We start from the raw sequence: 17727 nt of genomic DNA, 5'->3' as shown, positions 1-17727 counted from the left end.
AGCTCTATTGTGAACCTTCAGCCAACGGATGAATCTGTTGAGATAGCGGAGATCGCGATCTTCGATATCCGAGGCCGATTAATCCAGAAGTACGAGCCAAGCATCGTGGCAAATGGTAACAGGTACACTCTTAAAGTGGACGACCTAGCTGCTGGAGTCTACTTGGTGACTACCACCACTGAATCAGGAGCTACGCAAATGCATCGTTTGATAGTAGAGTGAAAATTAGTTAATTAGAAATATCAAAAGAGTCCCGGAATGTTCTGGGACTCTTTTTTATTACCAATCTTTTGAGATCCTTTTCAGAACCTCGAAGGTTTTAATTGTATCATCAACCCACAAGTTACCTACCTCCCGAAAGGATGGCCTGCCTCCCGAAGGGATGGTCACCCTGTGCATCACGTAGATATTGGCTTCAAAGGGGCTCATCAAAGGTGTGTTTATTAAACAATTGCCCCAACATCATTAATCATTCGACATTCAGATTAATTTACAGCTACTAGGTGTTTTACGATTTCTCTGTTTTCCGTTTTTTCCGGCAAAGCAGACCGGCATCCACCTGCAAGCAGTCTCTTTTTCCACAGACTTTCTTGCCAGGAGTCAATGGTCATAATTTCTAATTTACCAGGTATTTCATCATTCGTACTTCATGAATCCATATCTGGCTACAATTTAGACGAGCCGCTGGCTCGAGCTATATCCTACCTTAAGCAGGTCATATTCCATATAGCCTAACAAATAGTTATCAATTGGTAGCATTGTTTATATTTAAGGTGCGGTGGGAGGATATCCCGAAAGCTTTCGCGACGAGCTTGCGATTGGCAAGTGCAGAGGGATGGGATTGTATTCGTGTTTAGTACCATGGTCTCCAGAATTTCTATCCATGGCAACTCAAACTCCATAAATCCGGTTTCTGACCATAATGAATTATTACAACTTGGTCATCAGCCTGATACAAGATCTCAACAAAGTTTAAATCTGCCAATTCAAAATGCAGATTTCAACATATAAAATTTCCGATAGAAAATAGTATTTAAAATGAGTACAAAAACTACTCACTTCCCTATCTTTGCAGCGCGAAAGGCTTTAAAAAGTGGGCAAAATTTTAATTTTGGCATCTATTGAAGCCTTTTATTTTAAAATCTGTAAATGAGGTTTAACTGACCTTTTTGGGGATTGAACGACTAAGCTAAGCCCGAAATGGCGGATGATTGGAATTTTTAGGTTTCCAAATATCTTCTTTCCATGGGACTGAAAGGGCGAAGCTGTACGTACTGCACTGGGACAAGAAGCATATTATTCATAAATTAGAATACTTTAAATCATATTTTTTCACAAATACTAATCAAAGTATTCAAAATCAGTAGGCTTGGCAATCGTTAATGTTATTCTTTCAGGCGGAGTTGGGTCTAGGCTTTGGCCTCTTTCAAGGAAATCGCGGCCTAAGCAATACCTGCCAATTTTTAACGGGAATACTCTGTTTCAGCATACGGTGAAGAGAAACACTGGGTTTTGTGATCAAGTTATGGTTGTTGGTAATTGTGAAAATTATGAACTCTCGAGAAATGACCTTTCATCTTCAGGTATCGTCAAATACACTGAGATAATTGAAGCTTGTCCTAGAAACACAGCCGCTGCTATAGCTTTTGCAGCTTTCTCCCTTAAGTCTGATGATATTTTATTTGTAACTCCATCAGATCATTTGATAGAATCTGGCCATGAATATCAGATTGCTGTAAATCGAGCTGCTCAGCTTGCGCAAGAAGGATATATAGTCACTTTCGGTTTGAAGCCGAATAGGGCTGAAACAGGTTATGGTTATATAGAATCAGATGGGGAAGAGGTTAAAGGTTTTTTAGAAAAGCCTAACTTGGCATCAGCTGAAGCATATGTGAAAAGTGGTGATTTCTACTGGAATTCAGGAATGTTTTGCTTTAGAGCAGGAATTTATCTGGAGGAGTTAAGGCGTTTTGAACCAGAAGTATATGAAGCTTCTAAATTTGCTATTGACAAAGCAAAAGATGGTAAGCTAGATTTTGAGCTCTCTATGCGAATTCCTTCAATTTCAGTTGATTATGCTGTAATGGAGAAAACTAAGAGGATCAAAGTTGTTCCTTCCAAATTTGCATGGTCTGATATGGGATCATTTGAGTCTATATATGATCATTTTGTAATGGAAGGATATGCTGTTGATTCAAATGGCAATATGGTTATTGGATCAAGTCTCCATACAGAATTTGTAGGCTTAAGTAACACCATTCTTATTCAGACAGGTGATGCTGTTCTTGTTCTGAATAAAGAAAACGCTCAGGATGTAAAGAAAGTGTTTGAGCAGCTGGAGAGAGAGAAGCCAGGTTTAGTTTGAAATTCAACCTGAAATAGTTTTACATTTTAGAATTGTTACCCATGAATAAAATATAGTGAACATAGACTCAAAAATATACGTTGCCGGCCATAGAGGAATGGTGGGGTCTGCGATATGGAGAGCTCTAGCATCTAAAGGGTTCAGAAATTTAATAGGCAAGACCTCGCAAGAGCTAGATCTAAGAAAGAAAGAGGATGTTGCCAAATTTTTCAAAGAGGAGAGGCCAAATGTTGTAATAGATGCTGCCGCAAGAGTCGGGGGTATTTTAGCTAATAATGATTATCCGTATCAGTTTTTGATGGAGAATATGCAGATTCAAAATAATCTGATTGATTATTCTCTGAAAACAGATGTTCAAAAATTCATTTTTTTAGGATCATCTTGTATCTATCCAAAATTAGCCTTACAGCCATTAAAAGAGGAGTATTTATTGACAGGAGCATTAGAGCCTACTAACGAATGGTATGCTATTGCAAAAATTGCTGGTGTAAAAGCTTGTGAAGCAATAAGGAAACAATATGGTAAGGATTACATTTCCTTAATGCCAACAAATTTGTATGGACCAAACGATAATTTTGATCTAAGAACCTCACATGTGCTTCCTGCGATGATTCGTAAGTTTCACAAAGCGAAATTGGCAGGAGCGACTAGCAGTGAGCCCGTAGAGCTATGGGGGTCTGGATCTCCATTGAGAGAATTTCTGTATGTTGATGATCTAGCTGATGCAGTTGTGTTTGCCTTGGAGAATCAATTTTCAGATAATCTATATAATGTGGGTACAGGTAATGATTTAACAATCAAAGAGTTAGCTATTATGATTCAAAGAATAGTAGGTCATACTGGTGAAATTAAGTGGAATAGTATAAAACCAGATGGTACACCTAGAAAATTAATGGATGTTTCAAAAATGGAAAATGCTGGATGGAAAGCTAAAATAGGCTTAGAAGAAGGGATTAGAAAAACATATGACTGGTTTTTAGCTAACCAACAGAGCTTTAAAGAGGTTAAAATTTAGATTGGTTTATATCAACTGCATCAAGGCATATAACTTTTATAATTTCAATTTTTTTATGAATGTGATAAAAATAATCAAATGAAAACAGCGCTAATAACAGGTATTACCGGTCAAGATGGAGCTTATTTAGCTGAATTTTTATTAGAGAAAGGCTATAAAGTTCATGGAATCAAAAGAAGGTCGTCCCTATTAAATACTGATCGGATTGATCATTTATATGAAGATCCTCAAGTGGATGACCCTAAACTTGTATTGCATTATGGGGATATGACAGATTCTATGAATCTGACTCGTATAATACAAGAATGTCAGCCGGATGAAATATACAATTTGGCAGCCATGTCACATGTCCAAGTTTCTTTTGATACGCCTGAATATACAGCGAATGCTGATGGTATAGGACCTCTCAGAATCCTTGAGGCAGTCAGACTGCTTGGCTTTGAAAAGAAAACGAAAATATACCAAGCCTCAACTTCCGAGTTGTATGGACTTGTTCAGGAAGTTCCACAATCTGAGACTACCCCATTTTATCCTAGATCACCCTATGCAGTAGCCAAACTGTATGGTTATTGGATCACAGTAAATTACAGGGAGGCATATAATATGTTCGCTTGTAATGGTATTTTGTTCAATCATGAATCTCCATTAAGAGGGGAGACTTTTGTGACACGCAAAATCACTAGAGCAGTCTCTAAAATAGGATTAGGTCTTCAGACGGAATTCTACATGGGGAATTTAGAGGCTAAACGAGACTGGGGACATGCCAAAGATTATGTGAAGGCCATGTGGCTCATTTTGCAGCAGGAGAAGGCGGAAGATTATGTGATTGCGACTGGTGTCACCACTAAGGTTCGTGATTTTATCATTATGGCATTTGACCATATAGGCTTTAAGCTCCGCTGGGAAGGAACTGGAATAGAGGAGTTAGGTATATGCGACTCAATAGATGAGAATAAATATAGAGAGGCTTGTGGAAAATCTTCAAATCCTTCCACTTTTCTGCCTTCAACACTTCTTGATAAAGTATTGGTCAAGGTGGATCCTCGTTATTTCCGTCCTACTGAAGTAGATCTCTTAATTGGAGATCCATCCAAATCAAACGAAAAACTGGGATGGTCACCACAGTATGATTTAGCTGGCTTGGTAGAAGATATGATGTCATCAGATATTAAACTTTTCCATAGAGATTTGGATCTCGTAAGTCATGGGCATAAAGTATTAAGACAAGAAGAATAGAATTGATTTGTGGGTTTAATGCATGAAAGTATTACCTGTAATTTATAATCACATATATCAGTATGTTAATTAATTTAGAGAATAGTAAAATTGCCATTATAGGCTTAGGCTATGTAGGCCTTCCTCTTGCAGCAGCATTTGCAGAAAAATACAAGACAGTAGGTTATGATATCAATGCTGCTAGGGTAGATGAGCTTCAGAAGGGACATGATAGAACCTTAGAGGTTGCCGATCAAGATTTGCAAAAGGTATTGGTGAGTACTGAAGTTGAGCTGGATCAGAATAAAAGTGGATTGCTGATCACAGATGCGATCCTTCCAGTGACATCTGCAAACATTTTTATCGTAACTGTACCCACACCCACAGATAAGCACAATAGACCAGTGCTAACTCCTATGCTTAAGGCATCGGAGATGATAGCAAAGATTTTGAAAAAAGGAGATGTTGTAATCTATGAATCCACCGTTTACCCAGGAGTGACAGAAGAGGAATGTATTCCAGTATTGGAAAAAATATCTGGTTTGAAATACAATGAGGACTTTTTTGCTGGATACTCCCCGGAGCGTATCAATCCAGGAGATAAAGAACATACTGTCACTAAGATACTAAAAGTAACTTCAGGCTCTACTCCTGAGGTAGCTGAATATGTTGATCAATTGTACAAATCAGTGATTACTGCAGGTACTCATAAGGCATCCTGCATTAAAGTTGCTGAAGCTGCTAAAGTAATTGAGAACTCTCAACGGGATATCAATATTGCCTTTGTGAATGAACTCTCTAAGATTTTCAATCTCTTGGATATTGATACTCAGGATGTACTGGAAGCGGCAGGAACCAAATGGAATTTTCTTCCATTCAAACCGGGGCTAGTTGGAGGACATTGCATCTCTGTGGATCCATTCTACTTGGCACAAAAGGCTCAGGAAGTAGGTTATCATCCAGAGATAATTCTGGCTGGGCGCAGACTCAATGACTCCATGGGCAAACATGTAGCTACTGAGGTGATCAAGCATATGATGCGGAAGGACCTGAAAGTGATTGACTCAAAAATTCTGATTTTAGGCTTTACTTTTAAAGAAGATTGCCCTGACGTGCGGAATACCCGTGTGATAGATATCTATGCTGAGCTTAAGTCCTTTGATATAGATGTATGTGTGTATGATCCTTGGGCAGATGCTGCAGAGGTAAAGCACGAATACGGTATAGATATTAGCTCTGGAGTATCTAAGCCTAACTTAGAAGAATACTCTGCTATAATACTCGCAGTTGGTCACAAAGAATTTAAAAGCTGGGATATCAAAAAATCTGATTCTCAGGTGGTTTTTGATGTGAAATCTGTTTTGAGTAAGGAATTAGTGGACGCTAGACTTTAGATTTTTATATGAAAGTGCAGATGGTGGACCTTCGGTCCCAATATGAGTTAATTAAGACTGAGGTAGATCAGGCGATTCAAGAGGTGATCGACACGACGGCCTTTATCAATGGCCCTCAGGTAAAAGAATTTTCTATTGCGCTGGCAGCTTATACTGGAGCGAAGTATGTGATTACCTGCGGCAATGGTACAGATGCACTTCAGATAGCCATGATGGGCTTGGATTTCCAGCCTGGTCAAGAAGTGATCGTGCCAGCCTTCACTTATGTTGCTACAGCTGAAGTCATTGCCTTATTAGGGCTTAAACCAGTTTTCATCGATGTAGTTCCTGACACCTACGAGCTTGATATAACGCAACTAGAATCTAAGATTACCCCTAAGACAGCCGGGATTGTTCCTGTTCATTTGTACGGTCAGTGTTCCAATATGGAAGCTATTCTGGCAATAGCTCAAAAACATAATCTTAAAGTTATAGAAGATACTGCTCAGGCAATTGGAGCTAAGTATACTTTCTCAGACGGAACAGTAAAGCAGGCAGGAACGATGGGAGATGTGGGAACTACCTCCTTTTTCCCTTCCAAAAACCTAGGCTGCTATGGAGATGGTGGAGCGATGTTTACCAATGATGCTGAGCTCGCAGAGAAACTTCATATGATTGCCAATCATGGTCAAAAGAAAAAATACCATCATCATATCGTTGGGGTGAATTCCCGTTTGGATACGCTTCAGGCTGCTATTTTGAAGGTAAAGCTACAGCACTTGGATCGCTATTCAGCTTCTAGAAATGCAGTGGCCGATACATATGATCAAGCATTTGCAGGACATGCACATCTTAAGATTCCCGTAAGAGCGGCTAATTCTACGCATGCTTTTCACCAGTACACGATACAAGTGGCAGGCATTAGCAGAGACAAATTGAAAAGCTACCTGGCTGAAAAAGGAGTTCCGTCCATGGTCTATTATCCACTTCCGCTACATCAGCAGGAAGCGTATTTAGATTTGGGATTCAAAAAAGGTGATTTTCCTGTAGCAGAATCACTGTGTGAGAACGTACTCTCACTGCCTATTCATACGGAGATGAAATCCGAAGATCAAGACTATATCATTGAAACCATCAAAAGTTTTTTTAAATGAAGGATTATTTCGCACATGAAAGTGCCTATATAGATGAAGGCTGTGAAATCGGAGCTGGCACCAAAATCTGGCATTTTTCACACATCATGCCTAATTGTAAGATAGGAGAGAGATGTAATATCGGCCAGAATGTAGTGGTCTCTCCACAAGTTGTCCTTGGGAACAATGTAAAGGTTCAGAACAACGTTTCTATTTATACAGGAGTGAGCTGCGATGATGATGTGTTCTTAGGACCTTCCATGGTTTTCACCAATGTGATCAATCCAAGGAGTGCGGTGAATAGAAAGTCAGAGTACGCCAAAACCCATGTGGGAAAAGGAGCGAGCATAGGAGCCAATGCTACTATAGTCTGTGGGCATGATATTGGCGCATTTGCCTTTATCGGTGCAGGAGCGGTGATTACCAAGAATGTTCCTGCTTATGCCTTGATGGTGGGGAATCCTGCCAGACAGATGGGCTGGATGAGTGAATTTGGCTCTAAATTAGTTTTCAATGAGCAAGGAGAAGCCGAATGCCAGGAAACTGGAGATCGATATTTGCTTAGCAATAAAGAAGTAACAAAACTTTGAGTATGAAGAATTTTGCCTTGATAGGTGCCGCGGGCTATATCGCCCCAAGACATATGAAAGCTGTGAAAGATACTGGAAATGTACTCTTAGCCGCTTATGACAAATTTGACAGCGTGGGAGTAATGGATAGCCATTTTCCAGATGCTGATTTTTTCACTGAATTCGAGCGCTTTGATAGGCATGTAGAGAAACTGAAGCGTACTCAGAAGCCTATTGATTATGTAAGCATTTGCTCCCCTAACTACCTGCACGATTCTCATATCCGCTTTGGATTGCGAGTAGGGGCAGATGTGATTTGTGAGAAGCCTTTGGTGCTGAACCCATGGAATATAGATGCCTTGGCAGAGGTGGAGAAGGAGCATGGAACCCGCGTGTACAATATTCTTCAGCTCAGACTTCATCCTTCTATCATAGCACTGAAGAAGCAGATTGAGGAAGGCCCAAAAGACAAGATCTATGACATTGATCTGGCCTATATCACCTCAAGAGGACATTGGTACTACACTTCCTGGAAGGGTGATGTGAGTAAGTCCGGTGGAATTGCCACCAATATTGGCGTTCACTTTTATGATATGTTGACTTGGGTATTCGGAGCGGTGAAGAAAAACGTAGTCCATGTTCACACCCATGATAGAGCTTCTGGTTATTTTGAATTGGAGAAAGCCAGAGTACGTTGGTTCTTGAGTATCAATGCAGATACCTTACCAGATGCTGTGAAGGCAAGAGGAGGCAGAACCTATCGTTCATTGACCATGGAAGGCACAGAAATAGAGTTCTCAGATGGCTTTACGGAATTGCATACGCATAGCTACAAACATATTTTGGGAGGAGAAGGCTTTGGCTTAGAAGAAGCACGACCTAGTATAGAAATCGTTCAGCATATTCGACATGCAGAGCCTATAGGTTTGAAAGGGGATTATCATCCTTTGGCAGCAGGAGAATTGACAAATCATCCTTTTTCTAAAAAGTAGGGCATGGATATACTTAAGCTAATAGGTAGAAGTGAGGAGTTGTTTAAAAAGGATATTTTATCTAAAGATTCTGAATTATCTACCATAGTTAAAAAATCAAGATTTCTGGTAGTAGGTGGTGCCGGATCAATTGGTCAGGCAGTTACGAAAGAGATCTTTAAAAGAAATCCTAAAAAGCTGCATGTTGTAGATATTAGTGAAAACAACATGGTAGAATTGGTGAGAGACATAAGGAGTTCTTTCGGCTATATTGACGGAGATTTCCAGACTTTTGCTTTAGATATAGGTTCGTTGGAATATGACACATTTATAAAATCTGACGGAGTATATGATTATGTGCTAAATCTATCTGCTTTGAAACATGTACGCAGTGAAAAAGATCCCTTTACATTGATGAGAATGATCGATGTAAATGTTTTTAATACAGACAAGACTATTTTACAATCAATCAAAAACGGAACAAGGAAATATTTTTGTGTGTCCACTGATAAGGCGGCTAATCCGGTGAATATGATGGGTGCATCTAAACGGATAATGGAAATGTTCTTGATGAGAAGAAGTAAAGATATTTCTATCTCTACAGCTCGATTTGCTAACGTTGCTTTTTCGGATGGATCACTTTTACATGGTTTCAATCAACGAATTCAAAAAAGGCAGCCTATTGTTGCTCCATCTGATGTGAAAAGATATTTTGTCACTCCACAAGAGTCTGGTGAGCTTTGTTTGATGTCTTGTATATTTGGAGAGAACCGAGATGTGTTTTTTCCAAAGTTGAGTGAAAGTCTTCATTTGATCTCATTTGCTGATATAGCAGTAAAATATTTAAAGCAATTGGGATATGAACCCTTTTTATGCGATTCTGAAGATGAGGCTAGAGAACTTGTCAATACACTACCTCAAGATAAAAAGTGGCCGTGCTTTTTCACGGAGAGCGACACTACTGGAGAAAAGGATTTTGAAGAGTTTTATACTAATAAGGAAACTCTGGATCTTGATCGTTTTCATAATCTAGGAGTGATCAAAAATGAACTTAATATTGAGGAGGATAAGTTGGAGTTTTTCGAGAACACCATATCTTCTTTGAGGGATGCAAAAGAATGGAATAAATCTGAGATTGTGGATTTGTTTCATAAAATGATTCCTGATTTTGGACATAAGGAAACAGGAAAGTATTTAGATTCAAAGATGTAATGGACGGATTTCAAGAAACCATTTCTTTTATTCGAGAGAGCTTTAACTCCAATGATTTTATTCCTTTGCATGAACCTAGATTTTGTGGAAACGAGAAGAAATATTTAAATGATACTATTGAATCTACCTTTGTTTCTTCAGTAGGAGCATATGTGGACAAATTTGAAGTGATGATGCAAGACATCACATCCACTAATAAGGCGGTAGCAGTGGTAAACGGTACGGCTGGAATACAGGTTGCGCTTCGCTTAGTGGGAGTCAATGCAGGAGATGAAGTGATCACACAAGCCCTGACATTTGTAGCAACAGCAAATGCTATAGCGTATAATGGGGCGCATCCAGTTTTCTTGGATGTTGATTTAGATACCATGGGACTTTCTCCAGTTGCACTTAGCAATTTTCTAGCAGAAAATGGAGAAATACGTAAAGATGGCTGCTACAATATAAAAACTGGGAGGAAAATTTCAGCTTGTTTGCCAATGCATACTTTTGGCTTTCCAGTTCGAATTGATGAATTGGTAAATATTTGTAATAGCTGGCAAATACCGGTAGTAGAGGATGCCGCAGAATCCTTGGGTAGTGAGTTTAAAGGGCAACCGACGGGGAGCTTTGGAGAAGTAGGAGTTTTTTCATTTAATGGAAATAAAATTGTAACCTGCGGTGGTGGCGGGGCAATAGTAAGTAATTCCATAGCCTTAGGAGATAGAGCAAAATATCTCACTACCACTGCAAAGAAACCGCATCCATACGAGTATTATCATGATGAATTAGGTTTCAACTTTAGAATGCCAAATTTGAATGCAGCCCTTGCATGTGCACAGCTAGAAAGTCTAGATAAGTTTCTAGAGGATAAAAGGGCACTAGCCAATTTATATGATAATTTTTTCAAAGGATCCGATATTAGATTTCGGACCGAAATGCCAGAAACTAAAGCCAATTATTGGTTGATGTCTGTGGAATTGAAAAATCGGGAAGAAAGAGATTTATTCTTGAAGGAAACCAATATGGCCAAAGTCATGACCAGGCCAATATGGCAATTGATGTATAAGCTTCCAATGTATGAAAGCTGCTTTCGCGATGAGCAAATAAATGCAGAGTATTTGGAAGATAGGATAGTAAATATTCCAAGTAGTGTCAGATAGGGAAGTCGTATTAGTAGGGTATTCTGGTCATGGATATGTCGTCGCTGACGCAGCCGTTGAATCAGGCTTATTTTTATTGGGTTATACAGAGACCAAACAAACATTTCGGAATCCGTTCAATTTGAATTATCTAGGTTACGAAATGGATCCTAATTTTAAGGAATGGACATCTGATAAGCAGTATATTTTGGGAATTGGTGATAATAATATTCGACAAAAGGTAGCTAACTATATTATCTCAAAAAATGGTGAACTTCTAAATGTTATTCATCCTTTAAGTTCTATTTCTAAAACGTGCAAAATGGGTTTTGGTAATTTTATTTCTAAAAACGTTTCTATTAATCCTTTAGTGACAATTGGTGATTTATGTATTATAAATACAGGGTCGATTGTCGAGCATGAGTGTACATTAGGTAATGGAGTACATATTGCGCCTGGGGCAGTGTTAGCAGGTAATGTAAGCGTAGGTGATTTCACTTTCGTTGGGGCAAATGCTGTGATAAAACAAGGTGTCAAAATTGGGAAAAATGTTGTAGTTGGAGCAGGAACTGTTGTAATTAGAGATATAGAAGACAATGAATTAGTGGTGGGAAATCCAGGAAAAAAAATCTAATGAACAAAAATATTGATTTTAAAGGAAGAAGTATAAATAAGAATGCGAGTATTCTAGACGCTATAAAGTTGATGGATCAGATTGATCATAAGCTTCTGATCATAGTGGAAGAGCATGCATTCCTAGGACTTTTAAGTGCAGGAGATATTCAGAGAGCAATTATTAACGACAGATCTTTAGATACTTGTGTTACTAAAATAGCACGTGACAATATTAGAGTTGCTTCGCCTGAGGATTCTTTTCAGGTAATAAAGGATCTTATGTTAAAGTACAGGATGGAGCTTTGTCCTGTATTGGATGAGGGAAAGAACATCCTAGATATTTACTTTTGGGAAGATATTTTTGAGGAAACTAAGCCAGAACCTCAAGCTACCTTCGATCTTCCTGTTATCATAATGGCTGGTGGGTTTGGTACCAGATTAAAACCTTTAACCAATGTATTACCTAAGCCACTTATTCCAGTAGGTGATACCACAATATTAGAACAAATCTTTAAAAGGTTTTATAAACATGGAAGTAGTAGATTTTATCTTTCTGTGAATTATAAGGCTGAATTAATTGAATATTATCTCAATAATCAAAACCTACCTTACGAAATAAACTATTTTAAAGAGGGAAAGCCTATGGGGACTGCTGGCAGTATGTCTATGTTAAAAGGTTCTATTCATGAGACTTTTTTTGTGAGTAATTGTGACATAATTATTGATCAGGATTATTCTGAAATGCTTGATTATCATAAATCACATAAAAATGAGATCACTATAGTTGCTGCACTAAAACACTACCCTATACCCTATGGCACTATAGAGACAACAGGAAAAGGGAAATTGGTCAAATTAACTGAAAAGCCTGAACTTACATTTAAGATTAACAGCGGGATGTATATATTGGAACCACATCTACTCGATGAAATTCCTGAAAATGAATTTTTTCATATTACACATTTGATAAATAAAATTTTAGATAGAAAAGGAGCTGTTGGAGTTTTCCCTGTTAGTGAAGGCTCTTGGATAGATATTGGAGAGTGGAGTGAGTATATTAAAAATGTATGAATTTTGATTAAGCAACTTATCCATAATAATAGAAGCTTGCTAAAATCAATTAGAGATAAGGGGTTTTATCATCTGGTTTCTGCTAACTTTTTGATTCGATTTTTAGGTTTTTCTTCTCAGATCCTCGTTGCTTGGATAATTACTCCAGAAGATATAGGAAGAATAAAAGTGATGCAATCATTTATGAGTGTGTTTGTTGTTTTAGCTGGGTTTGGATTTAATATATCAATCTTGAAACTATGCTCTGAAGATCGCAGTATTGAAGAAAAAAACTATCTCTTCAGAAAAGGGGTGTGTTATTCTATACTTCCTCAATTACTTACTTTTTTGATTATTCTATTCTGTATTTATAATAATATGCTCTCATCTGATAGTTTAATTAATAGTGTTTTTATAATATATTCTTTGGGTATATTTCCACTTGCTTTAGATAGTAGTATACTAAGTTATTTGCAGTCTTTAAAAATGATAAAGGAATATTCAACTGTTCAAATAATAACTAAGCCTATTGGAGTGATTTTGCTGATTTTATTAACATATTATTTTTCTTTATACGGGTATGCAACTGCAATTGTAATCAGCTATGTTTTGACTTTGGTAGTTGTTCTTATTAGAAATAAGGCTCTGATATTTAGTAAACTTAATTCGGTGCCTAATCCTTTTAAGCTCCATATGAATTATTCATTTTATTCAATGTTGACTAATGTAATTGGAATGATATTGATTTCTATAGATATTTTTATTTTAAATTTCTTTTCTGTTGATAGACTTGAATTGGGTTATTATAGTTTTGCTACTATTTTTATTGGAATGCTTGGTATTATCACAAGGACTGTTCTTCAAATTACACATCCTCATTTTTCAGAAAAATCAAACAATTTCGTGAAATGGATATCTTCTTTCAATAAATATAATAGACTAATGAATTATACTTTAATTTCCATTTTTTGTTTGTCACTAATTTTTGTTACAATTTTTATGACTTATATCCTTAATGGAAAGTACTATAATTCTATATACTATTTTATTGTATTAGCGTTTGCATGGTTAATTAGAGATTCTAGTGCATTTCGAGGTAGTGCGTTGTTTGGTTTAGGGAAAATAAGAGTCAACTTTATGATAAATCTCGTTTCTTTATTATTTCATGCCCTTTTGATTGTCCTATTTATACAATGCTTTGGTATTCATGGAGTTCCGTTTGCTATGATATTGGGAGGTTTAGTTACATATGTTTTAAGTTTTTCAGTTTTTAATCGTATAGTGGCTAAAGAAGAAGCAAAACTATGAGATTATTAATTTATATTCTATATAGATTTGTTTTAAGGCATTTACCACGTTCTTCGTCAAAATTCTTCGGATCATATATAAATTATATTAGATTTTCTTCCTGCAAGTTTCTATTTTATTCTAGTGGATCAAAGTTTACAGTTGAGTCTAAAATTAATATCGGTTATAGAAGGAAAATTTCTATTGGTGAATCTTCTGGATTAGGATATAATCTTAATATTGGTAGAGACTTGTCGTTAGGAAACTATGTGATGATTGGTCCAGATGTTATATTTTTTGGTCAAAATCATAAATATGAAAGTACGTCTATACCTATGGTCAATCAAGGATATAATAAAGCACAGATCTTGGTTATCGAAGATGATGTATGGATTGGCGAAAGGGTTATTGTTAATTCAACTGTTAATAGAATTGCAAAAGGTTCAATTATTGCGGCTGGCTCTGTTGTCACAAAAGATGTGGATTCATACTGTATAATTGGTGGAAATCCTGCTAAGTTAATTAAGAAAAGAAATAATGTATTATAGTATATGTTTTTAATTTAATTATGATAATGTTACTTATTGGTGATTGTGGACACCAATTTTTTTTTTATTTAAATAATGTTTAAAAAAATTTTATATATAAATTTTGATGCGTTTAGTATTTTATTTATCAAGTCTGAATATGAAGATTTATATGATAACATTTATTATGCTAAGTCTTTTGGATATATACAATTATAAAGTTTTTTGAAATTTTACTAGTTATTCTAAGTTCTATAACTTAAAAGCTGGTTATGATTATGTTCATATTAACCTTATCAAAATTCAATGTCCTTTAATTTGACCGTTTATTAGAATTAAGGGTGAAAAGCTTGTTATTTCTGTTTGCTGTTCTGAATATTTTCCTGCTAGTAAGAGTAGGAAGTTTATTTTAGGTTTGATGTATAAAAGAGCTAATTTCAATCATTGTACAAATAGTGAATTGAGGAAAGAATTAATTAGAGATTTTAATTTACCTTCATTTAAAGTTATTGCGATTCTTTTTTTCTTAGAAAATCTTAAAATCATTGACAAAGAACAAAAATATAACAATTATATTAAGGAGGAATTAAATTGGGATTTAGCTAGGATTCAGAATGTTGTTGGTTATAATTTTAATGAAGGTCTGCGGCATATTTTTATAATTGATCAACTGTGTTGTTTAAGTAAAGATACATTAACTGCATTGAATTAATCGTTCCTTTAACTTATGGAAATAATAGAATATATAGGAATGAAATTATAGATAGAACTAATAAATTCCTCTCTTCCACTTTACTATATTCCCCTTTTTTGTCTAAAATAATAGTTTACAAATAATTGCTCTGATTAATGAAAATCCTATTTATCGGTGATTGTAATCATCAACTACTTACTTCCTTTATCAGATCTTATTCAAGGTTTAACAGTGATGAATTTTCAGCTTTCAGTATCAAAAAGATAAAAGATGATAACAAAAATATTTTTGAAAATATCCAAATAGCAAGGTCTTTCGGTAAAGCATATGATAATAGAGTTCTAAGGAAATTGATTTACCCTTTTGATATAATTTGTCGATTTTTGAAATTACCTATTAGTTTCGATGTTATTCATATTCACCTAGCGAAAATACAATATTTGTTTATTTGGCCATTATTAAGATTTAAAGGTAATAAAGTTGTGATCTCTGTGTGGGGCTCTGAAGTGTTAAGGGCAAATAAGTGGAAAATGTATGTTTTAGGCTATATGTTTAGAAGGGCAGATTTGATTCATTGCTCCAATTCTGCATTAAAAGAAATTGTTTCTGAGAAATTTTTTGTCCCAATATCAAAGATTGAGGCAATACCATTTTTTTTAGATAATTTAGATATGATGGATGCACTTAATCTAAATAAAGTTGATGCAAAGGCTAATCTTAATTGGAATAAAAGAAAAATTCAAGTTGTTATTGGTTATAATTTTAATCAAGGACAGCAGCATCCTTTGATTATTTCAGAATTGGCTGGCTTGGAAAAACCTATACTTGATGAATTTGAGTTTGTTTTTCCTTTGACTTATGGTTCTGAAAAGGCTAATCAAGAGATGATCGTAAAAAAGGCTAGAGATATTCAGGCTGATATGATTTTTTATAAGCATTTTCTCTCTCAAACTGACGTTAGCACTATTCGTGTTGCCACTGACATATTTATTAATCTTCAAATTACCGATCAATATTCAGCGTCTATGGTAGAAGCTCTCTATGCTGGTAGCATAATTATCACTGGGTCATGGTTACCTTATAAGTCCTTAAAAAACTCTGGTGTTTTTTTTATTGAACTAGACTCAATTCAAGAATTATCTAAAACTTTAATTTATGTTTTAAATGATATTGTCGATATATCTAAGAAAGCTAAAGTGAATAAAAAGATTATCGAAGATATGTTTGAGTCTGAGACTCTCGCACAAGATTGGCTTAGTTTTTATTCGTTAAAAGGTATAGCGTGATTCCAACTTTAGTATTCTTTGCTCTTGCTATCGGCCTATATTTAAAATTTGGTAGAGGTTTTATTATTTTTTATCCATTTCTAATGTTTTTTTTGGCGGTTATTTATCCTGCCATCACAGATGTTTATTCTTCTATACAACCTGAGTCTAATTTTTACACGGTACTGTTGACTTTGTCTGTAAAATTACTTCTCGTGATAGTGTCATTTCAAATTATTATTAAATTTGACAGGAGTAAAATTTTTTATTTTATACTGATTTTTCTTTCATATGTATTTGTATTGACTTTGTTTTCCAAGGATGTCTTTGCCTCGTGGACAAGATTGCTGATTGTAGCTTCCAACTTTCTTGTTCTGCCTGCTTCAATTATAATTTTTCAAGATGGAATAGCCCGGTCTAGGTTTGAGAAAGTAATCTTATATACGAATATATTTTCTGTGATTTATATTATTTATACTTCTTATTTTCAAATAGGATTTGTTGTTTATGGAAATGAAGTTTTACGGTTTGGAGGTTTGTTTTTCTTTGGCTTGTATTTATTTGTTTTTTCTATTCCAATTTTTATTCATGCTTTGTCAAAGAGGTTTAGTATTGTCCTTCTTGTTTTAGTTTTATCTGAAATTGCCCTGCTTTTTTTAAGTTTGAAAAGGACCTATTTGCTTTTTGTAGGTGTATTCCTCTTCGCTTTTATCCTTGTTCTTATTTTCTTTGAGAAGAAAAAGTATTTGGGGTTTTTATTGATCGCTATCTTAATTGGAGTAGGTTTTTATTCGTTTGATGGAATTCTAGAAACTCAAAATTTGCGAGATAGAGAGCTAACTAGTGAATCTTTAGAGAGTGAGGGACGATACTTGGAGTATTTGATTTATTTTGATGACCGTGTAAATTCAATTTCCTATAGATCATTTATTGGACAGAATCCGTTTGCAAATACAGGTGATTTTGGTCATGACAACATTTACGGTTTGAATGTTAATGACAGGTCATTGCATAGTGATTTTGTTGTTTATTTATATGGTATTGGAATCTTTGGATTTATATTGTTTATTTTTATTTTTGTTCAAATATTTAATAACTTAATTTATCTTAATACAAGATTTTCCAAACTAAGGTTGAATAAATCTTTACTTGTACTCTCATTCACTTATTTTTTGGTTTTATTGATTAGCCATTCCATTGATGGTCTTTATATATACTGGGCTAGAGCCTTTCCTTTTAGTGTATTGGGTTATCTTATTGCAAAAAATCAAGTTGTTGTTTATGAGCTTCATAATAAATAGGTAAATTGAGATTA

General features: G+C 35.6%; 18 protein-coding genes. 17 read left to right on the top strand and 1 reads right to left on the bottom strand.

What is annotated here, in order from left to right; all coding sequences use genetic code 11:
- Positions 1 to 222: T9SS type A sorting domain-containing protein (locus tag LV85_RS07665; protein WP_146260444.1), on the top strand; the 222-nt coding region annotated here is incomplete at its 5' end.
- 263 nt (positions 223 to 485) lie between these two features.
- On the opposite strand, the gene LV85_RS22375 is transcribed toward LV85_RS07665, so the two are convergent.
- A complete protein-coding gene (locus LV85_RS22375; RefSeq protein ID WP_262510136.1) occupies positions 486 to 611 on the bottom strand; it encodes a hypothetical protein in 126 nt (41 codons plus the stop codon).
- Positions 612 to 1369: 758 nt separating this feature from the next.
- Between LV85_RS22375 and LV85_RS07660 the strand changes: the two genes are divergently transcribed.
- The 16 genes from LV85_RS07660 (at position 1370) to LV85_RS07590 (ending at position 17713) form a co-directional block, all read left to right on the top strand.
- Complete coding sequence (locus tag LV85_RS07660) at positions 1370 to 2365, top strand: mannose-1-phosphate guanylyltransferase (protein ID WP_111317867.1); 996 nt, start codon at positions 1370 to 1372, stop codon at positions 2363 to 2365.
- Between the two features lie 52 nt (positions 2366 to 2417).
- Entirely contained in the window at positions 2418 to 3380 is a 963-nt protein-coding gene (locus LV85_RS07655) for a GDP-L-fucose synthase family protein (protein WP_211318392.1), read from the top strand.
- Between the two features lie 78 nt (positions 3381 to 3458).
- A complete protein-coding gene (gene gmd, locus LV85_RS07650; protein ID WP_111317862.1) occupies positions 3459 to 4616 on the top strand; it encodes a GDP-mannose 4,6-dehydratase in 1158 nt (385 codons plus the stop codon).
- 62 nt (positions 4617 to 4678) lie between these two features.
- Positions 4679 to 5989 carry a nucleotide sugar dehydrogenase gene (locus LV85_RS07645; RefSeq protein ID WP_111317859.1) on the top strand — a complete coding sequence of 437 codons (1311 nt, stop codon included), beginning with the start codon at positions 4679 to 4681 and terminating at the stop codon, positions 5987 to 5989.
- A gap of 8 nt (positions 5990 to 5997) precedes the next feature.
- Positions 5998 to 7122, top strand: a complete 1125-nt coding sequence (locus LV85_RS07640) for a DegT/DnrJ/EryC1/StrS family aminotransferase (RefSeq protein WP_111317856.1) — start codon at positions 5998 to 6000, stop codon at positions 7120 to 7122.
- Positions 7119 to 7691, top strand: a complete 573-nt coding sequence (locus LV85_RS07635; protein ID WP_111317853.1) for an acyltransferase — start codon at positions 7119 to 7121, stop codon at positions 7689 to 7691. Before LV85_RS07640 ends, LV85_RS07635 begins: the two co-directional genes overlap by 4 nt.
- 2 nt (positions 7692 to 7693) lie before the next feature.
- Positions 7694 to 8662 carry a Gfo/Idh/MocA family protein gene (locus LV85_RS07630; protein ID WP_111317849.1) on the top strand — a complete coding sequence of 323 codons (969 nt, stop codon included), beginning with the start codon at positions 7694 to 7696 and terminating at the stop codon, positions 8660 to 8662.
- Positions 8663 to 8665: 3 nt separating this feature from the next.
- On the top strand, positions 8666 to 9853 hold the full coding sequence (locus LV85_RS07625) for a UDP-N-acetylglucosamine 4,6-dehydratase (protein WP_111317846.1): 1188 nt from the start codon (positions 8666 to 8668) through the stop codon (positions 9851 to 9853).
- Positions 9853 to 10995: a LegC family aminotransferase gene (locus LV85_RS07620; RefSeq protein WP_111317843.1), complete on the top strand. Its 1143-nt coding sequence runs from the start codon at positions 9853 to 9855 to the stop codon at positions 10993 to 10995. Before LV85_RS07625 ends, LV85_RS07620 begins: the two co-directional genes overlap by 1 nt.
- Positions 10985 to 11608, top strand: coding sequence for an acetyltransferase (locus tag LV85_RS07615; protein WP_111317840.1), 624 nt, complete (start codon positions 10985 to 10987; stop codon positions 11606 to 11608). Before LV85_RS07620 ends, LV85_RS07615 begins: the two co-directional genes overlap by 11 nt.
- A complete protein-coding gene (locus LV85_RS07610; RefSeq protein ID WP_111317837.1) occupies positions 11608 to 12660 on the top strand; it encodes a nucleotidyltransferase family protein in 1053 nt (350 codons plus the stop codon). The genes LV85_RS07615 and LV85_RS07610 overlap by 1 nt, the downstream gene beginning before the upstream one ends.
- A gap of 3 nt (positions 12661 to 12663) precedes the next feature.
- A complete protein-coding gene (locus LV85_RS07605; RefSeq protein WP_158531156.1) occupies positions 12664 to 13947 on the top strand; it encodes an oligosaccharide flippase family protein in 1284 nt (427 codons plus the stop codon).
- Positions 13944 to 14474 (top strand): acyltransferase, encoded by a 531-nt coding sequence (locus LV85_RS21970; protein WP_146260443.1) that lies wholly within the window; start codon positions 13944 to 13946, stop codon positions 14472 to 14474. The genes LV85_RS07605 and LV85_RS21970 overlap by 4 nt, the downstream gene beginning before the upstream one ends.
- Positions 14475 to 14871: 397 nt before the next feature.
- A complete protein-coding gene (locus LV85_RS07600; protein ID WP_111317831.1) occupies positions 14872 to 15165 on the top strand; it encodes a hypothetical protein in 294 nt (97 codons plus the stop codon).
- A gap of 137 nt (positions 15166 to 15302) precedes the next feature.
- Positions 15303 to 16433 carry a glycosyltransferase gene (locus LV85_RS07595; protein ID WP_111317828.1) on the top strand — a complete coding sequence of 377 codons (1131 nt, stop codon included), beginning with the start codon at positions 15303 to 15305 and terminating at the stop codon, positions 16431 to 16433.
- Positions 16430 to 17713: an O-antigen ligase family protein gene (locus tag LV85_RS07590; RefSeq protein WP_111317825.1), complete on the top strand. Its 1284-nt coding sequence runs from the start codon at positions 16430 to 16432 to the stop codon at positions 17711 to 17713. The genes LV85_RS07595 and LV85_RS07590 overlap by 4 nt, the downstream gene beginning before the upstream one ends.
- Positions 17714 to 17727 lie beyond the last annotated feature (14 nt).

Source organism: Algoriphagus chordae (assembly GCF_003254055.1).
Taxonomy (GTDB): Bacteria; Bacteroidota; Bacteroidia; order Cytophagales; family Cyclobacteriaceae; genus Algoriphagus; species Algoriphagus chordae.
The sequence above is the reverse complement of the archived record's forward strand: the minus strand, read 5'-3'. Positions and strand labels throughout refer to the sequence as shown.

Bases quoted from the DNA above. Each gene is read 5' to 3' on its own strand.
- LV85_RS22375 (WP_262510136.1), bottom strand. From the start codon at position 611: ATGACCATTGACTCCTGGCAAGAAAGTCTGTGGAAAAAGAGACTGCTT.
- gmd (WP_111317862.1), top strand. From the start codon at position 3,459: ATGAAAACAGCGCTAATAACAGGTATTACCGGTCAAGATGGAGCTTAT.
- LV85_RS07645 (WP_111317859.1), top strand. From the start codon at position 4,679: ATGTTAATTAATTTAGAGAATAGTAAAATTGCCATTATAGGCTTAGGC.
- LV85_RS07640 (WP_111317856.1), top strand. From the start codon at position 5,998: ATGAAAGTGCAGATGGTGGACCTTCGGTCCCAATATGAGTTAATTAAG.
- LV85_RS07635 (WP_111317853.1), top strand. From the start codon at position 7,119: ATGAAGGATTATTTCGCACATGAAAGTGCCTATATAGATGAAGGCTGT.
- LV85_RS07630 (WP_111317849.1), top strand. From the start codon at position 7,694: ATGAAGAATTTTGCCTTGATAGGTGCCGCGGGCTATATCGCCCCAAGA.
- LV85_RS07625 (WP_111317846.1), top strand. From the start codon at position 8,666: ATGGATATACTTAAGCTAATAGGTAGAAGTGAGGAGTTGTTTAAAAAG.
- LV85_RS07620 (WP_111317843.1), top strand. From the start codon at position 9,853: ATGGACGGATTTCAAGAAACCATTTCTTTTATTCGAGAGAGCTTTAAC.
- LV85_RS07610 (WP_111317837.1), top strand. From the start codon at position 11,608: ATGAACAAAAATATTGATTTTAAAGGAAGAAGTATAAATAAGAATGCG.
- LV85_RS21970 (WP_146260443.1), top strand. From the start codon at position 13,944: ATGAGATTATTAATTTATATTCTATATAGATTTGTTTTAAGGCATTTA.
- LV85_RS07600 (WP_111317831.1), top strand. From the start codon at position 14,872: ATGTATAAAAGAGCTAATTTCAATCATTGTACAAATAGTGAATTGAGG.
- LV85_RS07595 (WP_111317828.1), top strand. From the start codon at position 15,303: ATGAAAATCCTATTTATCGGTGATTGTAATCATCAACTACTTACTTCC.